Here is a 16,568-nt window from a genome sequence, read left to right as displayed (position 1 = left end):
GGGGCCATGGCCGTGATCGTGGCGCTGAGCGCCTTCTTGATGACTTTGGTCGGCGGCTGGACCGCGCAGCGGGTCACCGACCGGCGCCACCTGGTGCTCGGCCTCGCCGGTGGCCTGATGCTCGGCGTGGTCGGCCTCGACCTGCTGCCCGAGGCACTGGAAGCGGCGGGCGGCGAGGTGTTCGGGGTGCCGGCGGCGCTGCTGCTGTTCGTGGCCGGATTCCTCGGGGCGCACATCATGGAGCACCTGCTGGCCCGCCGCCAGGCCGCCCACGGGGCGGAGGAAGGGGCGTCGGGCGGCCGGGCCCCCGAGGTGGGGATCACAGCGGCGTCCGCGATGGTCGGGCACAGCCTGATGGACGGCATGGCGATCGGCGCCGCCTTCCAGATCGGCGGCGGCATGGGCACCGCCGTGGCGCTCGCCGTGATCGCCCACGACTTCGCCGACGGCTTCAACACGTACACGATCACCCGGCTCTACGGGAACGCCCGCCGCAAGGCGTTGATCATGCTGTTCGCGGACGCCGCGGCGCCGGTCGTGGGCGCCGCGTCCACGCTCCTGTTCACCATTCCGGAGCAATTGCTCGGCGGCTATCTCGGCTTCTTCGGCGGCGTGCTGCTCTACCTGGCCGCCGCCGAGATCCTTCCCGAGGCCCACCACGAGCACCCGGCCCGCTCGACGCTGCTGTGCACCGTCGCGGGCGCGGCCTTCATCTGGCTCGTGGTGGGGCTCGCGGGGTGACCCGTTCACCGTGCGCCGCTCCACTGGACCAGACGGTGCGCGATGTCCGGCAGCGCCGCCCAGTGCGTGTGCAGATAGCTGGCGTGCACGCCGCCCTGTGCGAAGCCCTCGACGCGCGGCGTCGGCAGCCGCATGCCCCAGGCGGGCGTGGGCCCCGCGCCCGGCTCGAGGACGGTCCGGTGGAACTCGTGGCCGCGCAGCCGGGCCCCTGCCGGGGTGAGCGGACTGTCGGACAGGGCCACGGCGTCCCGGTAGCCGAGGGTCAGCCGGCCGGACATCTTCGCGTCCGCGTCGAGCACCCCGCACATCGGCCGGCCGTCGAGCGAGCGGGAGAGGTAGAGCAGGCCCGCGCACTCGGCGATCACGGGGGCGCCGCCGCGGGCCAGCTCGGCCACGGCCTTGCGGAGCTGTTCGTTGGCGGAGAGCTCGGGGGCGTAGACCTCGGGGAAGCCGCCACCGATGACGATCGCCGCGGTGTCCTCCGGGAGGGCCTCGTCGTGCAGCGGGTCGAACGTGACGACGTCGGCGCCGGCCGCGCGGAGGAGTTCCGTGTGTTCGGTGTACGAGAAGGTGAAGGCTGCGCCTCCTGCCACCGCCACGACGGGCCTGTCCGGCGTCGCGGCGACCTCCGGAGGGCTCCACGCCTCCGTCTCCAGCGGTGGCGCCGTACGGGCCAGTGCCAGCAACCCCTCCAGGTCGCACCCCTCCCGCACCATCGTCGCCGACGCCCGGACCGAGTCCACCGCCTCCGTGCTGCGCTCGGCCACCGGGACCAGGCCCAAGTGGCGTGACGGCGTGGCTACTTGGGGGGTGCGGCGCAGGGACCCGAACATCGGGACGCCGACCTCCTCCATGGCCTCGCGCAGCAGCTCCTCGTGGCGGTCGGAGCCGACCTTGTTGAGGATGACGCCCGCGAGGCGCACCTCGGGGTCGAAGGAGGCGAAGCCGTGCACGAGCGCCGCCACCGACCGCGACTGCGAGGAGGCGTCGACGACGAGCACGACGGGGGCCTTGAGCAGCTTCGCGACGTGCGCCGTCGAGGCCAGCTCGCCCTCTCCCGACGCACCGTCGAACAGGCCCATCACGCCTTCCACGACGGCGAGTTCGCACCCCGCCGAGCCGTGCGCGAACAGCGGGGCGACGAGCTCGGGCCCGCACATGTACGCGTCGAGGTTCCGCCCGGGACGCCCGGTCGCGAGCGCGTGATAGCCGGGGTCGATGTAGTCGGGCCCCACCTTGTGCGGCGACACGGCGAGCCCGCGCTCGGCGAACGCCGCCATCAGGCCCGTCGCCACGGTCGTCTTGCCGGTGCCGGAGGCGGGCGCGGCGACCACCAGGCGGGGAACGTCGACTACCACTCGATGCCCCGCTGGCCCTTCTGGCCCTCGTCCATCGGGTGCTTCACCTTCGACATGTCGGTGACGAGATCCGCGAACTCGACCAGCTTCTCAGGGGCGTTGCGGCCGGTGATGACGACATGCTGCTGCCCGGGGCGGTTCCGCAGCGTCTCGATGACGTCGTCCACGTCGATCCAGCCCCAGTGCATCGGGTAGGCGAACTCGTCGAGCACGTACAGCTTGTACGTCTCGGCGGCCAGGTCCCGCTTGACCTGCTCCCAGCCCTCGCGCGCCTTCTCCTCGTTGTCGGCCTGATCGTCGCGCTGCACCCACGACCAGCCCTCGCCCATCTTGTGCCAGGCCACGGTGCCGCCCTCGCCGCTCGCGCCGAGCGTCTTGAGCGCGTTCTCCTCGCCGACCTTCCACTTCGCCGACTTGACGAACTGGAACACCCCGATCGGCCAGCCCTGGTTCCAGGCGCGCAGCGCGAGCCCGAACGCGGCCGTCGACTTGCCCTTGCCGATGCCGGTGTGCACGAACACCAGCGGGCGGTTGCGACGCTGACGTGTCGTCAGCCCGTCGTTCGGTACGACACTCGGCTGTCCCTGCGGCATTTAAGCGGCCCTCCTGATGGTGTTCTGCGTTCCAGTGACGTCCTTCACGAGCCCGGCGATCGAGTCCGCCCGCAGCTCGTCCAGCGTGACGGCGGTGCCGCCCAGCCGACCCGCGAGTTCGGTGGCGAGCCCGAGCCGCACCATGCCGGTCTCGCAGTCGACGACGACGCTCGCCGTCCCCTCGGCGGCGTGCAGCCCGGCCGCGCGGCCCGCCAGCTGCACGGGCTCGGGGCCGCCGGTCGCCCGCCCGTCGGTCACGACGACCATCAGCGGCCGCCGCGCCGGATCCCGCAGCCGCTCCACGCGCAGCACCTCGTGCGCCTTGAGGAGTCCGGCCGCCAGCGGGGTGCGCCCGCCGGTCGGCAGCGACTCGAGGCGGCTCGCCGCCGCGTCCACGCTCGACGTGGGCGGTAGGGCGACCTCGGCCGCCGACTTCCGGAAGGTCACGAGTCCCACCTTGTCCCGCCGCTGGTACGCGTCGAGCAGCAGCGACAGGACGGCGCCCTTCACGGCGGTCATCCGCTGCCGCGCCGCCATCGACCCCGAGGCGTCGACCACGAACAGGACGAGGTTTCCCTCGCGCCCCTCGCGGGTCGCCTGCCGCAGGTCGTCGCGGCGTACGACGAGCCCCCGGCCCGAACGGCCGCGCGCCCGCTGGTGCGGGGCCGCGGCCTGCACGGTCGCCGCCAGGTGCAGCTTCGTCAGGGCGCCGCGGGGCCGCGTCGCCCCTGTGGTGCGGCCGTGCTCGGTACGCGCCCGGGACCGCCGCCCCGAGGCTCCCTCGCCGAGGCCGGGAACGCTCAGCATCTTCGTACGAAAGGGCTCGCCGGCCGCCACGGGCTTCTCCTCGGGGGCTCCGCCGCCGGACGCGGGGGCGGCGGCGGGCTCCTCGGGGGAGTCCTCCCGGTCGTCACCGGCCGGAGCGTCGTCCTGCGGGTTCTGCGTGTCCTGCGGGTCCTTGGTCTCCTGCGGGGCGTCGTGCGGCCCGTCCTGCGGCGGCACGCCACCACCGGGGCCGCCACCGTCGGGCCCCCCGTCGGGATCGTCGTCCCCGTCCCCGTCGCCCTCGGAGTTCCCTTCGGGCTCGTCCTCGGGTGCGAACTCGTCCAGGGTCTCGTCGAGCTTGTCCTCGTCAAGACCCGGCGCGTCAAAGGGGTTCCGGCGCCTGCGGTGCGGGAGCGCGAGCAGCGCGGCCTGCCGCACGTCCTCCGCCAGCACGTCGGTGCGCCCCGCCCAGGCGGCGAGCGCGGTGGCGGTGCGCGCCATCACGATGTCGGCGCGCATGCCGTCCACCTCGAAGGCCGCGCACGTCGCCGCGATCTGCGTCAACGCCCGGTCACCGAGCCGTACTTGGGGGAGCAGCTCACGCGCGGCGACGATCTTGGCCCGTACTTCGGCCTCGTCCTCGGCCCACCGCCCGGCGAACTCCTCCGGGTGGTCGTCGTAGGCGAGCCGCCGCTTGACGACCTCCACCCGCTGCTCCGGCTCACGCGAAGCCGCGACCTCCACGGTCAGCCCGAACCGGTCGAGCAACTGCGGCCGCAGCTCGCCCTCTTCGGGATTCATCGTCCCAACGAGCAGAAAACGCGCGGCATGCCGCACGGAGACACCCTCACGCTCTACGTAGGAGGCACCCATGGCAGCAGCATCAAGCAGCAGGTCGACCAAGTGGTCATGCAGCAGATTCACTTCATCCACATACAGAATCCCGCGATGGGCGTCGGCAAGGAGCCCCGGCTCGAAGGCCTTCACGCCCTCGGAGAGCGCCCGCTCGATGTCGAGCGCGCCCACGAGCCGGTCCTCGGATGCCCCGACGGGCAACTCGACCATGCGCGCGCCGCGTTGGGTACCAGGAGTCTCGGCGTGCGGCCCGTCCGGGCACTGCGGATCCGGCCCCGCCGGATCACACGAGAACCGACATCCGGCGACGACATCGACATCCGGCATCAACGCGGAGAGCGCCCGCACGGCGGTGGACTTGGCAGTCCCCTTCTCCCCACGCACGAGCACACCACCCACGGCAGGCGACACAGCATTCAACAACAGAGCAAGCCGCAGATCGTCCTGCCCGACGACAGCGGTGAACGGAAAGGGGGTAGGCATCAGCCAACAACCTCCAGCGAGTGGGACGTATCTAGGGGCGCGGGGAACTGCGCAATCTGTTCGGGGGTCCGGGGGCGCAGCCCCCGGGGACGGGACGGGAAGGGGCGGCGGGGGCGACTCCCATCACGGCGCCCCGGGCGGCACAAACGGCAACCCCCCAGGCGCACCCCCCTCGATCAACCGCCACAACGCATCCGTATCGGCATGCCGCTCAATCAGACCCCCGAGCCGATCAAGCTGCTCCTCCCGCAACGCCTCGAACGACGTATCCGCCGCCGGAACGAACCGTCGACCGGCCCCCGCCGCGACCTCCCGAAGGAACGCCCGCCGAAACCCGTCCGCCTCAAGCGACCCGTGCCAATGCGTCCCCCACACGGAACCAACCCGGCACCCGTCCAAGAACACCTCGCCGCCCCGCACATCGGCGACCCCGTGATGGATCTCGTACCCCTCGACGTACTCCCCGAGCGCCTCCCCGACCGGCCGCGCAAGCGTCTTCTCGGCCTCGAACCGCACCCGTACGGGAAGCAGCCCGAGCCCGTCCACGACGCCGGCCCGCGACTCGACCTCGTCCTCGATCGTTTCGCCGAGCACCTGGAACCCACCGCAAATACCGAGCACCGGACGCCCCTCGGCGGCCCGCCGCGCAAGCGCGTCCGCAAGCCCGCGCTCGCGCAACCACTCCAGCGCCCGCACCGTCCCCCGCGTCCCCGGCACCACGACCAGATCCGCGTCGACGAGCTCCTCGGCCCGGTCCACGAACCGCACGACGACACCGGGCTCGGCGGCCAGCGCGTCCACATCGGTGAAGTTCGACATCAGCGGCACCGCACACACGGCGACCCGCAGCACGTCCTCGCCCACGGGCGGCGCCACGACCGACTCCCGTACGGCCCCCCGCAGGGACACCCGGAGCCCGTCCTCCTCGTCGATCCCGAGCCCGTGCTGGAACGGAAGCACGCCGTAAGTGTCGCGCCCCGTAAGGGACTTGAGCATGTCGAGCCCCGGCTCCAGCAGGCTCACGTCACCCCGGAACTTGTTCACCAGATACCCGGCAAGGAGCTCCTGGTCCTCAGGCGCCAGCAGCGCAGTCGTCCCGAAGAAGGACGCGAACACCCCGCCCCGGTCGATGTCCCCCACGACAAGCACCGGCAGCCGCGCCGCCCGCGCAAGCCCCATGTTCACGATGTCGGTCCGCCGCAGATTGATCTCGGCGGGCGACCCGGCGCCCTCACAGATCACGGCGTCATGGGTGGCCCGCAGCTCCTCCAGGCACCCCACCACGGTGTCGAGCAGCGCCGCCTGCCGCCCCCCGTGCAGCCTTTCCCCGGGGGACGACCCCCCAGACCCCCCGAAGAACCCGCGCGCACTCAGCTCGCCCACAGGCTTCCCCATGAGCACGACCTGGCTGCTGCGGTCACTGCCGGGCTTGAGCAGCACCGGATTCATCAGCGCGCTCGGCTCGGCCCGCGCGGCCTGAGCCTGCATGGCCTGCGCCCGGCCGATCTCGGCGCCCTCCCTGGTCACGAACGAGTTCAGGGACATGTTCTGCCCCTTGAACGGCGCGACCTTCACGCCCTGGCGCGCCAGCCACCGGCAGATCCCGGCGGTGACGACACTCTTGCCCGCGTCGGAGGTGGTCCCCGCGACGAGCAGCCCTCCGCCCGTCATCGCCGCCCCCGCGCTCGTATCCGTCGCGCACCCACAAAGACTCGCGCACCCACACAGACTCCCAACGCCAACAGAGACACCCGCCGCGACAAGCGCACGGCCCGATCCACATCACGCACCTCGACCGCGCGCCCCGGCGCGTTCAGCACCGGCCGGTGCTCGACCCGGCCGCCGTACGCCAAGGTCCCGCCGAGCCGCACCCCGAGCGCCCCCGCGAAGGAGGACTCGACGACGCCGGCGTTCGGACTGGGGTGGCGCCGCGCGTCAGCCCGCCACGCGTCCAGCGCCTGCCGGGGGCGGCCACCGGCGAGGACCGCGAGGGCGCCGGTGAGGCGTGCCCCCGGCCAGCCGGCCACGTCGTCGAGGCGGGCCGAGGCCCAGCCGAACCGCCGGTACTTCACGGACTTGTGCCCGACCATCGCGTCGAGCGTGTTCACGGCGCGGAAGGCGACCAGGCCCGGCACCCCGCCGAGCGCGCCCCACACGAGCGCGCCCACGACGGCGTCGGAGGTGTTCTCGGCGACGGATTCGACGACGCCGCGGGCGATCCCGTCGGCGTCGAGCCCCTGCGGATCACGGCCGCACAGTCGGGGCAGCAGCTCCCGCGCGCGCTCCACGTCCCCGGCCTCAAGGGCGGCCCCTACGCCGCGTGCCTCCCGGCCCAGCGAGGTGCCGCCGACGACGGCCCAGGTGGCTGCGGCCGTCAACGCGACGGAGGCGACGGGGGAGCGACGTACGAGACGGGACGCGAGGGCCGCGACACCGGCGGCGCCACCGGCACACACCACGGTGTGCAGGGCGCCCACGCCACGGTGGTCCCGCCAGAGCCCGCGCTCGACGGCCGCGGCGGCGCGTCCGAATCCGGCGACGGGGTGCCCACGGCGCGGATCGCCGAGAAGAAGGTCGGTGAAGATTCCGGCGGCGGCACCGCACGCATACACGCGCTCGTGCCGCCAAGTGCCGCGCGGGGCGAGCATGGCGGTAGGTGTCCTCACTCAGGGTGTCCACGCCCTGGTTCGACGAGACCGGCAGCAAGAGTTCCTGGCTCACCCCTTTGAAGAAGGGGGTTCACAGTGGCGGGACCGCGCCGGATTCGCACCGGCTTCCTCAACTGCTGCCGTATATGGCGGGGGAAGTCCACCACGCTCCGAGTTGGCACGTCAACTTGCTGTTGATCACGCAAGCGGGGTGCGGGACGTCGCGTCCCGCACCCCGCTCACGTATGACTGCGTATCAGGCCACGATCAGATAGATCCCGTAGGCCACGGCCGCCGCGCACAGTGCGAAGCAGGCATACGCCCCGGACGTCGCGACCGCCGCCGAGCCACCGTCACGCGCCGCCGACTCCCGCTTGGAGAGGCCCACGATGCCGAGGGTGAACAGGCCGACGAGGGCCACGGTGATGACGAGAGAGACACCGAAGACGGAGCCGAGGGCCGCCCAGTCGATCTTCATTCCTGTCCTGCTTCCTTCTGCGCTACAGCGTGACGCCGGCGGGGCGCGCGGGGTCGCTCACCGCACCGGCCTTCGGCTGGGCGGGTATTTTCGCCTCCGGCTCGACCGTCTCGACCGTGCCCACCGGCGGCGGGGAGACCGAGGCGATCGCGGTCGTCACGACACCCGGGGCCTCCTGCGCGGGGGCGGTGTGCGGCTCGTCCGCCGTGACGTTGGTGTGGTCGATGGAGTTGCGGCGCGACAGCTTCCAGATGATCGCCGAGCCGGTCACGAGCAGCGCGGCGGTGAGGCCGATGCCCCACGGGCCCTGCTTGGTCAGGAACTCGGCGCCCGCGCCCACGAGGCCCGCGGCCGGCAGGGTCAGACCCCACGCCACGAACATCCGGGTGGCGGTGGACCAGTGGACGACGCCGCCCTTGCGGCCGAGGCCCGCACCCATCACACCGCCGGAACAGACCTGCGTGGTGGAGAGGGAGAAGCCCAGGTGGGAGGAGGCGAGGATCGCGGTCGCCGCACTGGTCTGCGCCGCGAAGCCCTGCTGCGGCGCGAGCTCGGTGAGGCCCTTGCCCATGGTGCGGATGATGCGCCAGCCGCCCAGATAGGTGCCGAGCGCGATGGCCATACCGGCCGAGACGATGACCCACAGCGGCGGGTCGGCGTCGTGCCCGAGCACACCGCCGGTGATCAGGGCGAGGGTGATGATGCCCATCGTCTTCTGCGCGTCGTTCGTGCCGTGCGCGAGGGAGACGAGACCTGCGGAGGCGATCTGCCCGGCGCGGTAGCCCTTGGCGGTCGCCTTCTGGTCGGTCTTCTTGCTGATCCGGTACGTGAGGCGGGTGGCCAGCATCGAGGCGATGCCGGCGACGAGCGGCGCGGCCACCGCGGGCAGCAGCACCTTGGTGACGACCGTGCCGCCGTTGACCGAGGACCAGCCCATCGACATGACCGCGGCGCCGATGAGGCCACCGAACAGGGCGTGCGAGGAGCTGGACGGCAGGCCGAGCAGCCAGGTCAGCAGATTCCAGAGGATGGCGCCTACCAGCGCCGCGAAGATGACCTCTGTCTTGAGGCCGTCCTCATTGATGATGCCGCCGGAGATCGTCTTCGCGACTTCGACGGAGAGGAACGCTCCGACGAGGTTCAGCACGGCGGACATGGCCACCGCCGTCTTCGGCTTGAGAGCGCCAGTCGAGATGGTCGTCGCCATCGCGTTGGCGGTGTCGTGGAAACCGTTGGTGAAATCAAAGACCAGCGCGGTAACGATCACGATCGCTAGGAGCAGCGTGATGTGTTCCATTTACCCAGGCTTCGGTTGGACGTCAGTGGTTCTTTGGAACGTAAAGAGCCCGAGTGAACGGAAGATGAACTGGGCCGGGCGCCCCGGTGACCCGATCCGGAGGGGCTCTGCTCGGCTTGTCACGAGGCGGCGCCGCCGGTTCCGGTTCGAGGTCGCCACGGCCCCGGAACCAAGGGCTCCGGGGACCTTCGGCCGGGCCTTTCGACTACCCCTTCGCGAACCGCTTGAGCTGGGCCATCGAGCCGTTGAAGAGATTCTGGTCACCCGGCAGCCGGCCGCTGTCGGCGTACTGCCAGAACGTCCAGTAGGTCCAGCCTGCCGGTAGTGAGCCGGCGCGCTCGTCGTACCGGGCGAGCCACAACGCGTGGTTGGCGGCGAAGGCCCGGCTGTTGCCGGTGCACTGCTTCCACCATCGCGCGTTGGTGTAGATGACCGGACGGCGCCCGGTGCTGCGGACGATCTCGTTGCTGAAGGAGCTGATCCAGGACACCAGCGTCGACTTCCGCAGCCCGTAGCAGGGGTGCTTGCCCTTGCCGTACGGGTTGTACTCGATGTCGAGCGCGGGCGGCAGCGTCCAGCCGTCGCGCCGCCAGGCCCCGCCGTTGCGTACGAAGTACGAGGCCTGTGCCTTGCCGGAGGACTTCTGCGGCAGCGCGAAGTGGTAGGCGCCGCGGACGATGCCCGCGTTGCGGGCGCCCTTGTACTGCCGGGAGAAGTAGGGGCTCCGGTAGTTCGTGGACTCGGTCGCCTTGACGTAGACGAACCGGGCGCCCTTGTTCTTCGCCTTCTGCCAGTTCACGTTCTTCTGGTGCGACGAGACGTCGTGCCCGCGCGGCTTGTCCGCGCCCTGGGCCGGCAGCTCCGCGAGCAGGGTGCCGCCGATGGTCAGTGCGGCGACGGACGTGAGCGCGGCGGCGCGGCGGCGACGCGAGGACGCTGTGCGGCTGCGAGCCATGGTGACCCCCGAAAGTGACGACGTACATGACAAATCCCCAGGGAACTCCCAGAGAGTAGCGAGAGATCATCAATTACCCGTCCAAGGTCGGCCAGATAACACCAGAGAGTGATCAATGCCCATATGGGGGATTCCGGAGGGTCGGACTCCACGCCCATCCGCTCCGGCTGCCGCGCCAAGAGGCTGACAGGATGCGCGCCATGACACAGCTTCAGGAACTCGACGAGGCATGGCAGGAACTGGTGCTGACGGCCCGTCGGACGGTGGCCGACGGCCTGGTCGTCGGGACCTCGGGCAACGTCTCGGTACGGGTGCGCGGAGACGAAGGCGACCTGGTCCTCGTCACGCCGACCGGCGTCCCGTACGAGGATCTCGGCCCGGACGATCTCGTCGCCTTCGGCCTCGACGGCGAGCGGCGGGCCGGCACCCTGAAGCCGACCAGCGAGCTCCCCATGCACCTCGCGGTCTACCGGCACACCGACGCCCGCGCCGTCGTGCACACCCACGCCGTGCATGCCACCGCGGTCTCCACGCTCGTGGCCGAGCTCCCGCCCGTGCACTACATGACGGCGGCGCTCGGCGGCCCCGTCCGGGTCGCCCCCTACGCCACGTACGGAACACAGGAGTTGGCCGAGAACATGCTGCGCGCCCTCGCCGGGCGCACGGGTTGCCTACTTCAGAACCACGGCGCCCTCACATACGGAGACACCCTCGCCGCTGCCTACGACCGCACAGCCCAACTTGAGTGGATGTGCCGCCTGTGGCTCACCGCCCACTCCGTCCCCGGCCTGACCCCGTCGCTGCTGACCGGAGAGCAGTTGCGCGAGGTGGGGGAGCGGCTGAGCGGGTACGGACAGCAGGGCGCGCGGTGACCGGTCCGCGCTGTTTGTGTCACTCGTACCCGTCGCCCCACTGGCCGGGGCGGGCGCGGGCCAGGACACTGGACGGGTGCGCACCGCCAAAGCGACGGCCGCTGCCGTCACCGCCGTCCTAGGGGCCTCGGCCGCCGCGATCGCCGCGGGCCGTCTGGCCAGCGACGCAGCGCTCAAGGCGCCCGCAGGCCGCCCGCTGCCCACCGAACCCCGACTCACCGTGCACGCCACCGCCGCGGGCCAGGTCACCCTGACCCGCGACCTGGCCTCGCTGCGCCCCGGCAGGTACGGGTTGCAGGGCGACGGCTACCACGCGGTGGTCGGTCCGGTCGTCGAATCGGCCACGACCTCCGCCGATACCGTCGTACGCCGCTTGGAGCGGGTCACCCACGGCACCCTGGAGCCCGGCGCCAAGGCCTGGCTCACGCCCCAGGTGCACATCGGTGACCCCAAGGCCGCGCTCGGCCTGGACCACGCCGACGTCGACGTGCCCGGGGAACTCGGCGCGCTGCCCGCCTGGTTCGTGCCCGGCACCCGGGACACGTGGGTGATCACCGTGCACGGCCTCGGTACCACCCGCGAACACCCCATGAACCTCATGGAGTTCCTGCACCACCACCAGTTCCCTGTGCTCGACCTCGCCTACCGCGGCGACCTCGGCGCGCCCCGCTCCCCGGACGGCCTCGGCCACCTCGGCGAGACGGAGTGGCGCGACCTGGACGCGGCGATCCGCTACGCCGTGCGCTACGGCGCCCGGGACGTCATCGTGCTCGGCTGGTCGACGGGCGCCGCGATGGCCCTGCACGCGGCGGCCCACTCGGCGCTGCGCGACCGCGTCAAGGGCCTCGTCCTGGACTCGCCGGTGCTCAGCTGGGAGGCGACGCTGCGCGCCCTGGCCCGCGCCCGCCGCACCCCGGGCCCGCTGCTCCCGCTCGCGGTCCGCGCCGCCCAGGGCCGCACCGGCCTGCGCGGCGACCGCCTCTCGGAGGCCGCGGACCCGCGCGCCCTCAAGGTCCCCACGCTCCTGATCCACGGCCCCGGCGACGAGGTGTCCCCGTGGGCGCTCTCCCGCCGGCTCGCGGACCACCGCCCGGACCTGGTCACCCTCCACGAGGTGGACGAGGCCCCGCACAACGCGATGTGGAACGCGGACGCGAAGGGCTATGAGGAGGCGTTGAGAAGGTTCCTGACGCCGTTGATGTAGCGGCTCCACAGGGCGCCCGTTTGGGAATTGGCAGGGTCAACCGAGAGACTGCCCTTCGTGACGTCCCGTACCCCGCGCGACTCCCGGCTCCGACTCGTCAGCCCGCGCCGCCAGCCCCTGGCCGCCCCGACCCCGCGGCCGGTCGCCGCACGCCGTCCCGCACCCCGCCCACCGGAGGGCACCCCACCGCCCGCGGAGCTCGCCCGCGCCGCGCGCCGCGACCTCGCCGCGGCGGTCCGCGTGGCCCGCTGGGCGGACACCAGGATCGGCCCCGGCAACAACATGGCCGCCCGCGACGGCAAGGGCACTCTCTCCGACGTGACCGCCCTGCGCGCCGCGGAAGAGCTCGGGCTGACGGTCGATCAGGTCCGCGCGGACTGGGACACGGCCCGCCTCGCCGGACTCGTCGAGGTGCACGGAGCCAGCGCCCGGCCCGGCTGGCGGCTGCGCGCCTGGGACCGCGACGACACCGCCGTGCTGCGCGGCTGGGTCGCCCTGTTCGACGCCTGGTCGCTGGTCCACCCGGCGCCCGAGGAGGTCGGCCCCGCCGCGGTGGCCGAGGTCGTCGAGGCGATGCCGCAGCTGCTGAGCTTCCTTCAGCTGATGGCGGACCGGGTCGCCGCGGCCCAGCTCCTCGACCTGCTCGACCAGCGCGTCACGGAACTGCGCACGGAACGCTGCGAGATCCCCTACGTCCCGCCCGTCGCCCACCACCGCCCTTCGGACGAGGCGCTGCGCGCCGCCCCTGCTGATTCGGAACCGACGCCCCCACAGGACACCCCGCTCCGCCCGCTGCTCGACTGGTCCCTGCACGGCCTCGCCGCCGTGGGCGCGCTCACGTACGACGACGGGCACGCCACCCTCACCCCGCTGGGCAGCTGGGCGGTGTGGGTCAAGCTGGAGCAGATCTGCGTCGCAGCCCAGTCGCCCGCGGGCAACATCGAGGTGTCCGCCGAGGACATGCTGCGCGGCTGCGCGCGGCTGCGCCCGAAGGCCGCACGCGACGAGTACCGGGCCTGGCTCGCCGCCCGCGACATCGGCACCGCCGTCACCGACCTCCTCGACGCCGCCCGCGGCGAGGACGCCCTGCTGCGCGGCCTCGCCTTCGAGGCGCTGCGGGTCGTCGGCGCCCCCGCAGAGCCCGAGGTCCGCCGCGCCGCCGACGACCCGCACCTGCGGCCCTACGTCCTGCTGTGGCTCGCCGAGTACGAGGGCGCCGACCCCGAGGACGTGCACACGGTGCTCAGCCGCGAGGAGGCGACCTGGCTGTGGGTGGACACCGCCGCCGCCGTCGCCGACCACGGCGAAGCCCTCCTCCTCGTACGGCACTTGGAGGCCGCGGTGCAGCCGACCGTGCCCGCGCTGATCGAGGAGGTGCGCGCCGTCGGGCACCCGCGCACGGTGCAGGTGCTCGTCGCGCTCGCCGCCGCGCACCCCGACCCGGCCCTCGCGAAGGCGGTCCGCAGGGCGGCCTTCCAGGTGCACACCGGCGGCGTGTAGGACGTCAGCGGCCCGGTCTCACCGGAAGGTGTTGCACTGGGCCATGTCGCCGCTCTCGAAGCCCCGGTAGAACCACTGCTGGCGCTGCTGGGCCGAGCCGTGCGTCCACGTCTCGGGCGTCACCTGCCCCTGGTACCGCTCCTGGATCCGGTCGTCGCCGACCGCCGCGGCGGCGTCCAGGCCGTCGCGGATGTCCGCGTCGGTGAGGCTCGTGATCAGCGGCCGGCCGGTGGACTCGGTGGGCGTCTTCGTCGCGTGCCGCGCCCACACGCCGCCGTAGCAGTCCGCCTGCAGCTCGACCTTCACCGCGTTGCTGTTCTCGCCCGTGCGCCCGTCCTGGGCGCGTGTCAGCGTGCCCATCAGGTTCTGCACGTGGTGCCCGTACTCGTGCGCCACGACGTACGCCTGCGCGAAGGGCCCGCCGCTCGAACCGAACTTGGTGCGCAGCTCGTCGAAGAAGCCGAGGTCGAGATAGACCCGCCGGTCGCCGGGGCAGTAGAACGGCCCGACCGACGAGGTCGCCGAGCCGCACGCGGTGGCGACCTGGTTGGTGAAGAACACCGTCGACGCGGGCGTGTACGTGGCGTTCCTGCGCCCGAATTCCGCGCCCCAGAAGTCCTGCACGCTGTTGACCACGGCGACCGTCCGGCAGTCCTGCCTGCTGTTCGCGTCCGAGCCCGTCCGGCACTGCTCCTGGACCTGCGCCTCGCTGGACATCGTCGCCACAGGGGCACTGGTGTCCTCGGCGGAGAGCCCGAACTGGTCCGTGCCGAAGAGCAGCCCGAGGACGAGCGCGATCACACCCGCGAAGCCGCCCCCCATGGCCGCCTTGCCGCCCGGAAGCCGGCTGCCGCGCACGTCCTGGACCTCCGATGTGTCCAGACGCGCGTCGTCGTCGAACTGCATGCGCACCGCCTTCTCGCCGGTCATCGACCCCCTCATCCTGTTACGTCCCTGGTCAGAGAGGTCGGATCCGAGGGCCGAACGGGGGACACGCACACCTGGGAAAAGAGCTTGCACGTCACCGGTAAACTGGTTCGTATGACGTTCCTTCTCTGGGTGCATTAGCGGCGCTGATTGGCCCCCCGCCCTGTCAACCAGCCGTTAATCCTGTCCTGGAGTACCTCCCTTGATCACCGCATCCGGCATCGAACTGCGCGCGGGCGCGCGCATGCTCATCGAGAACGCCAATTTCCGTATCGCCAAGGGCGACCGCATCGGCCTGGTCGGCCGCAATGGAGCGGGCAAGACGACCCTCACGAAGTGCCTGGCCGGCGAGGGCATCCCGGCCGGCGGCACCATCAGCCGCTCCGGCGAGGTCGGCTACCTCCCGCAGGACCCGCGCACCGGCGACCTCGACGTGCTGGCCCGCGACCGCATCCTCTCCGCCCGCGGTCTGGACACCCTGATCCGCAAGATGCGCGAGAACGAGCAGCGCATCGCGAACGGCTCGGGCGCCACGCAGGCCAAGGCGCTGCGGCAGTACGAGCGCCAGGAGACGGAGTTCCTCACCAAGGGCGGATACGCCGCCGAGGCCGAGGCCGCCACCATCGCCGCCGCCCTGAACCTCCCGGACCGTGTGCTCGGCCAGCCCCTGCACACGCTCTCGGGTGGTCAGCGGCGCCGTATCGAACTGGCCCGCATCCTCTTCTCGGACGCGGACACGCTGCTCCTCGACGAGCCCACGAACCACCTGGACGCGGACTCGATCGTCTGGCTGCGCGACTACCTCAGGACGTACAGCGGCGGCTTCATCGTCATCTCCCACGACGTCGAACTCATGGAGACGGTCGTCAACAAGGTCTTCTACCTGGACGCCAACCGCTCCCAGATCGACGTCTACAACATGGGCTGGAAGCTCTACCAGCAGCAGCGCGAGGACGACGAGAAGCGCCGCAAGCGCGAGCGTCAGAACGCCGAGAAGAAGGCCGCGACGCTGAACGCGCAGGCCGACAAGATGCGCGCCAAGGCGACCAAGACCGTCGCCGCGCAGAACATGGCCAAGCGCGCCGACAAGCTCCTCGCGGGCCTCGAAGAGGTCCGCCAGTCCGACAAGGTCGCCAAGCTGCGCTTCCCCGAGCCCTCGCCGTGCGGCAAGACGCCGCTCATGGCCGAGGGCCTGTCGAAGTCGTACGGCTCCCTGGAGATCTTCACGGACGTCGACCTGGCCATCGACAAGGGCTCGCGCGTCGTCATCCTCGGCCTCAACGGCGCGGGCAAGACGACCCTGCTCAAGCTCCTCGGCGGCGCGGAGAAGCCCGACACGGGGCAGGTCATCGAGGGCCACGGCCTCAAGCTCGGCTACTACGCGCAGGAGCACGAGACCCTCGACCCGGAGCGCACGGTCCTGGAGAACATGCGCTCCGCGGCCCCCGACCTCGACCTGATCCAGGTCCGCAAGACGCTCGGCTCGTTCCTGTTCTCCGGTGACGACGTCGACAAGCCGGCCGGGGTCCTGTCCGGCGGCGAGAAGACCCGTCTCGCGCTCGCCACGCTCGTCGTGTCGTCCGCGAACGTGCTGCTCCTCGACGAGCCCACGAACAACCTCGACCCGGCCAGCCGCGAGGAGATCCTCGGCGCGCTGCGCACCTACAAGGGCGCCGTCGTCCTCGTCACGCACGACGAGGGCGCCGTCGAGGCCCTCCAGCCGGAGCGGATCATTCTGCTTCCGGACGGAATCGAGGACCTGTGGGGCCAGACGTACGCGGATCTCGTGGCCCTCGCATGATCAACTCGGTGATCACCGGGTGGTCGACTCGGTGATCACCGGGTGATCCACTCGGTGGGCACCGGTTGATCCATTGAATGATCCACTCCGT

The 16,568-nt window shown here is 71.8% G+C and carries 14 protein-coding genes and 1 riboswitch; of the genes, 5 read left to right on the top strand and 9 right to left on the bottom strand.

The annotated features are described in order from the left end of the window. Positions 1 to 6 precede the first annotated feature (6 nt). Positions 7 to 741, top strand: coding sequence for a ZIP family metal transporter (locus OHA73_RS12410; RefSeq protein WP_266721039.1), 735 nt, complete (start codon positions 7 to 9; stop codon positions 739 to 741). A gap of 5 nt (positions 742 to 746) precedes the next feature. On the opposite strand, the gene OHA73_RS12405 is transcribed toward OHA73_RS12410, so the two are convergent. From OHA73_RS12405 to OHA73_RS12370, 8 genes are all read right to left on the bottom strand, one after another. After that, positions 747 to 2,099, bottom strand: coding sequence for a cobyrinate a,c-diamide synthase (locus tag OHA73_RS12405; RefSeq protein WP_327655064.1), 1,353 nt, complete (start codon positions 2,097 to 2,099; stop codon positions 747 to 749). Then, positions 2,093 to 2,692 (bottom strand): cob(I)yrinic acid a,c-diamide adenosyltransferase, encoded by a 600-nt coding sequence (gene cobO, locus OHA73_RS12400; protein WP_267070894.1) that lies wholly within the window; start codon positions 2,690 to 2,692, stop codon positions 2,093 to 2,095. Before cobO ends, OHA73_RS12405 begins: the two co-directional genes overlap by 7 nt. Beyond that, on the bottom strand, positions 2,693 to 4,795 hold the full coding sequence (locus OHA73_RS12395) for a putative cobaltochelatase (protein WP_327655063.1): 2,103 nt from the start codon (positions 4,793 to 4,795) through the stop codon (positions 2,693 to 2,695). It lies immediately after the preceding gene. Between the two features lie 123 nt (positions 4,796 to 4,918). After that, positions 4,919 to 6,466 carry a cobyric acid synthase gene (locus OHA73_RS12390; RefSeq protein ID WP_327655062.1) on the bottom strand — a complete coding sequence of 516 codons (1,548 nt, stop codon included), beginning with the start codon at positions 6,464 to 6,466 and terminating at the stop codon, positions 4,919 to 4,921. After that, a complete protein-coding gene (locus OHA73_RS12385) occupies positions 6,463 to 7,443 on the bottom strand; it encodes a cobalamin biosynthesis protein (RefSeq protein WP_327655061.1) in 981 nt (326 codons plus the stop codon). The genes OHA73_RS12390 and OHA73_RS12385 overlap by 4 nt, the downstream gene beginning before the upstream one ends. 37 nt (positions 7,444 to 7,480) lie before the next feature. Then, a riboswitch (cobalamin riboswitch) is annotated at positions 7,481 to 7,622 on the bottom strand. Between the two features lie 77 nt (positions 7,623 to 7,699). Beyond that, complete coding sequence (locus OHA73_RS12380) at positions 7,700 to 7,921, bottom strand: hypothetical protein (RefSeq protein WP_266721051.1); 222 nt, start codon at positions 7,919 to 7,921, stop codon at positions 7,700 to 7,702. 22 nt (positions 7,922 to 7,943) lie between these two features. Further along, the gene (locus tag OHA73_RS12375; protein WP_266721053.1) at positions 7,944 to 9,218 is read right to left on the bottom strand and encodes an inorganic phosphate transporter; all 1,275 of its coding nucleotides are present in this window, start codon (positions 9,216 to 9,218) and stop codon (positions 7,944 to 7,946) included. Positions 9,219 to 9,423: 205 nt separating this feature from the next. Continuing rightward, on the bottom strand, positions 9,424 to 10,173 hold the full coding sequence (locus OHA73_RS12370; RefSeq protein ID WP_327655060.1) for a lysozyme: 750 nt from the start codon (positions 10,171 to 10,173) through the stop codon (positions 9,424 to 9,426). 200 nt (positions 10,174 to 10,373) lie between these two features. On the opposite strand from OHA73_RS12370, the gene OHA73_RS12365 reads away from it, so the two are divergent. The 3 genes from OHA73_RS12365 (at position 10,374) to OHA73_RS12355 (ending at position 13,749) form a co-directional block, all read left to right on the top strand. Then, a complete protein-coding gene (locus tag OHA73_RS12365; RefSeq protein WP_327655059.1) occupies positions 10,374 to 11,045 on the top strand; it encodes a class II aldolase/adducin family protein in 672 nt (223 codons plus the stop codon). Positions 11,046 to 11,121: 76 nt separating this feature from the next. Further along, complete coding sequence (locus OHA73_RS12360) at positions 11,122 to 12,249, top strand: alpha/beta hydrolase (protein ID WP_327655058.1); 1,128 nt, start codon at positions 11,122 to 11,124, stop codon at positions 12,247 to 12,249. Between the two features lie 57 nt (positions 12,250 to 12,306). Then, positions 12,307 to 13,749, top strand: a complete 1,443-nt coding sequence (locus OHA73_RS12355) for a hypothetical protein (RefSeq protein ID WP_327655057.1) — start codon at positions 12,307 to 12,309, stop codon at positions 13,747 to 13,749. An 18-nt stretch (positions 13,750 to 13,767) separates the two neighbouring features. Here the strand turns inward: OHA73_RS12355 and ypfJ are convergent, their stop codons facing one another. After that, the gene (gene ypfJ, locus OHA73_RS12350) at positions 13,768 to 14,655 is read right to left on the bottom strand and encodes a KPN_02809 family neutral zinc metallopeptidase (protein WP_266725566.1); all 888 of its coding nucleotides are present in this window, start codon (positions 14,653 to 14,655) and stop codon (positions 13,768 to 13,770) included. Between the two features lie 223 nt (positions 14,656 to 14,878). Between ypfJ and OHA73_RS12345 the strand changes: the two genes are divergently transcribed. Continuing rightward, on the top strand, positions 14,879 to 16,477 hold the full coding sequence (locus OHA73_RS12345) for an ABC-F family ATP-binding cassette domain-containing protein (RefSeq protein WP_327655056.1): 1,599 nt from the start codon (positions 14,879 to 14,881) through the stop codon (positions 16,475 to 16,477). Positions 16,478 to 16,568 lie beyond the last annotated feature (91 nt).

Origin of the sequence: Streptomyces sp. NBC_00483 (genome assembly GCF_036013745.1) — a bacterium.
In the GTDB taxonomy this organism is placed as follows: domain Bacteria; phylum Actinomycetota; class Actinomycetes; order Streptomycetales; family Streptomycetaceae; genus Streptomyces.
Note: the sequence above shows the minus strand (reverse complement) of the source record. Positions and strands in the feature narration are given on the sequence as shown.

Coding starts and splice junctions, on each gene's coding strand:
- OHA73_RS12395 (WP_327655063.1), bottom strand. CDS start 4,795: ATGCCTACCCCCTTTCCGTTCACCGCTGTCGTCGGGCAGGACGATCTG.
- OHA73_RS12410 (WP_266721039.1), top strand. CDS start 7: ATGGCCGTGATCGTGGCGCTGAGCGCCTTCTTGATGACTTTGGTCGGC.
- OHA73_RS12380 (WP_266721051.1), bottom strand. CDS start 7,921: ATGAAGATCGACTGGGCGGCCCTCGGCTCCGTCTTCGGTGTCTCTCTC.
- OHA73_RS12375 (WP_266721053.1), bottom strand. CDS start 9,218: ATGGAACACATCACGCTGCTCCTAGCGATCGTGATCGTTACCGCGCTG.
- OHA73_RS12365 (WP_327655059.1), top strand. CDS start 10,374: ATGACACAGCTTCAGGAACTCGACGAGGCATGGCAGGAACTGGTGCTG.
- cobO (WP_267070894.1), bottom strand. CDS start 2,692: ATGCCGCAGGGACAGCCGAGTGTCGTACCGAACGACGGGCTGACGACA.
- OHA73_RS12390 (WP_327655062.1), bottom strand. CDS start 6,466: ATGACGGGCGGAGGGCTGCTCGTCGCGGGGACCACCTCCGACGCGGGC.
- ypfJ (WP_266725566.1), bottom strand. CDS start 14,655: ATGCAGTTCGACGACGACGCGCGTCTGGACACATCGGAGGTCCAGGAC.
- OHA73_RS12385 (WP_327655061.1), bottom strand. CDS start 7,443: ATGCTCGCCCCGCGCGGCACTTGGCGGCACGAGCGCGTGTATGCGTGC.
- OHA73_RS12370 (WP_327655060.1), bottom strand. CDS start 10,173: ATGGCTCGCAGCCGCACAGCGTCCTCGCGTCGCCGCCGCGCCGCCGCG.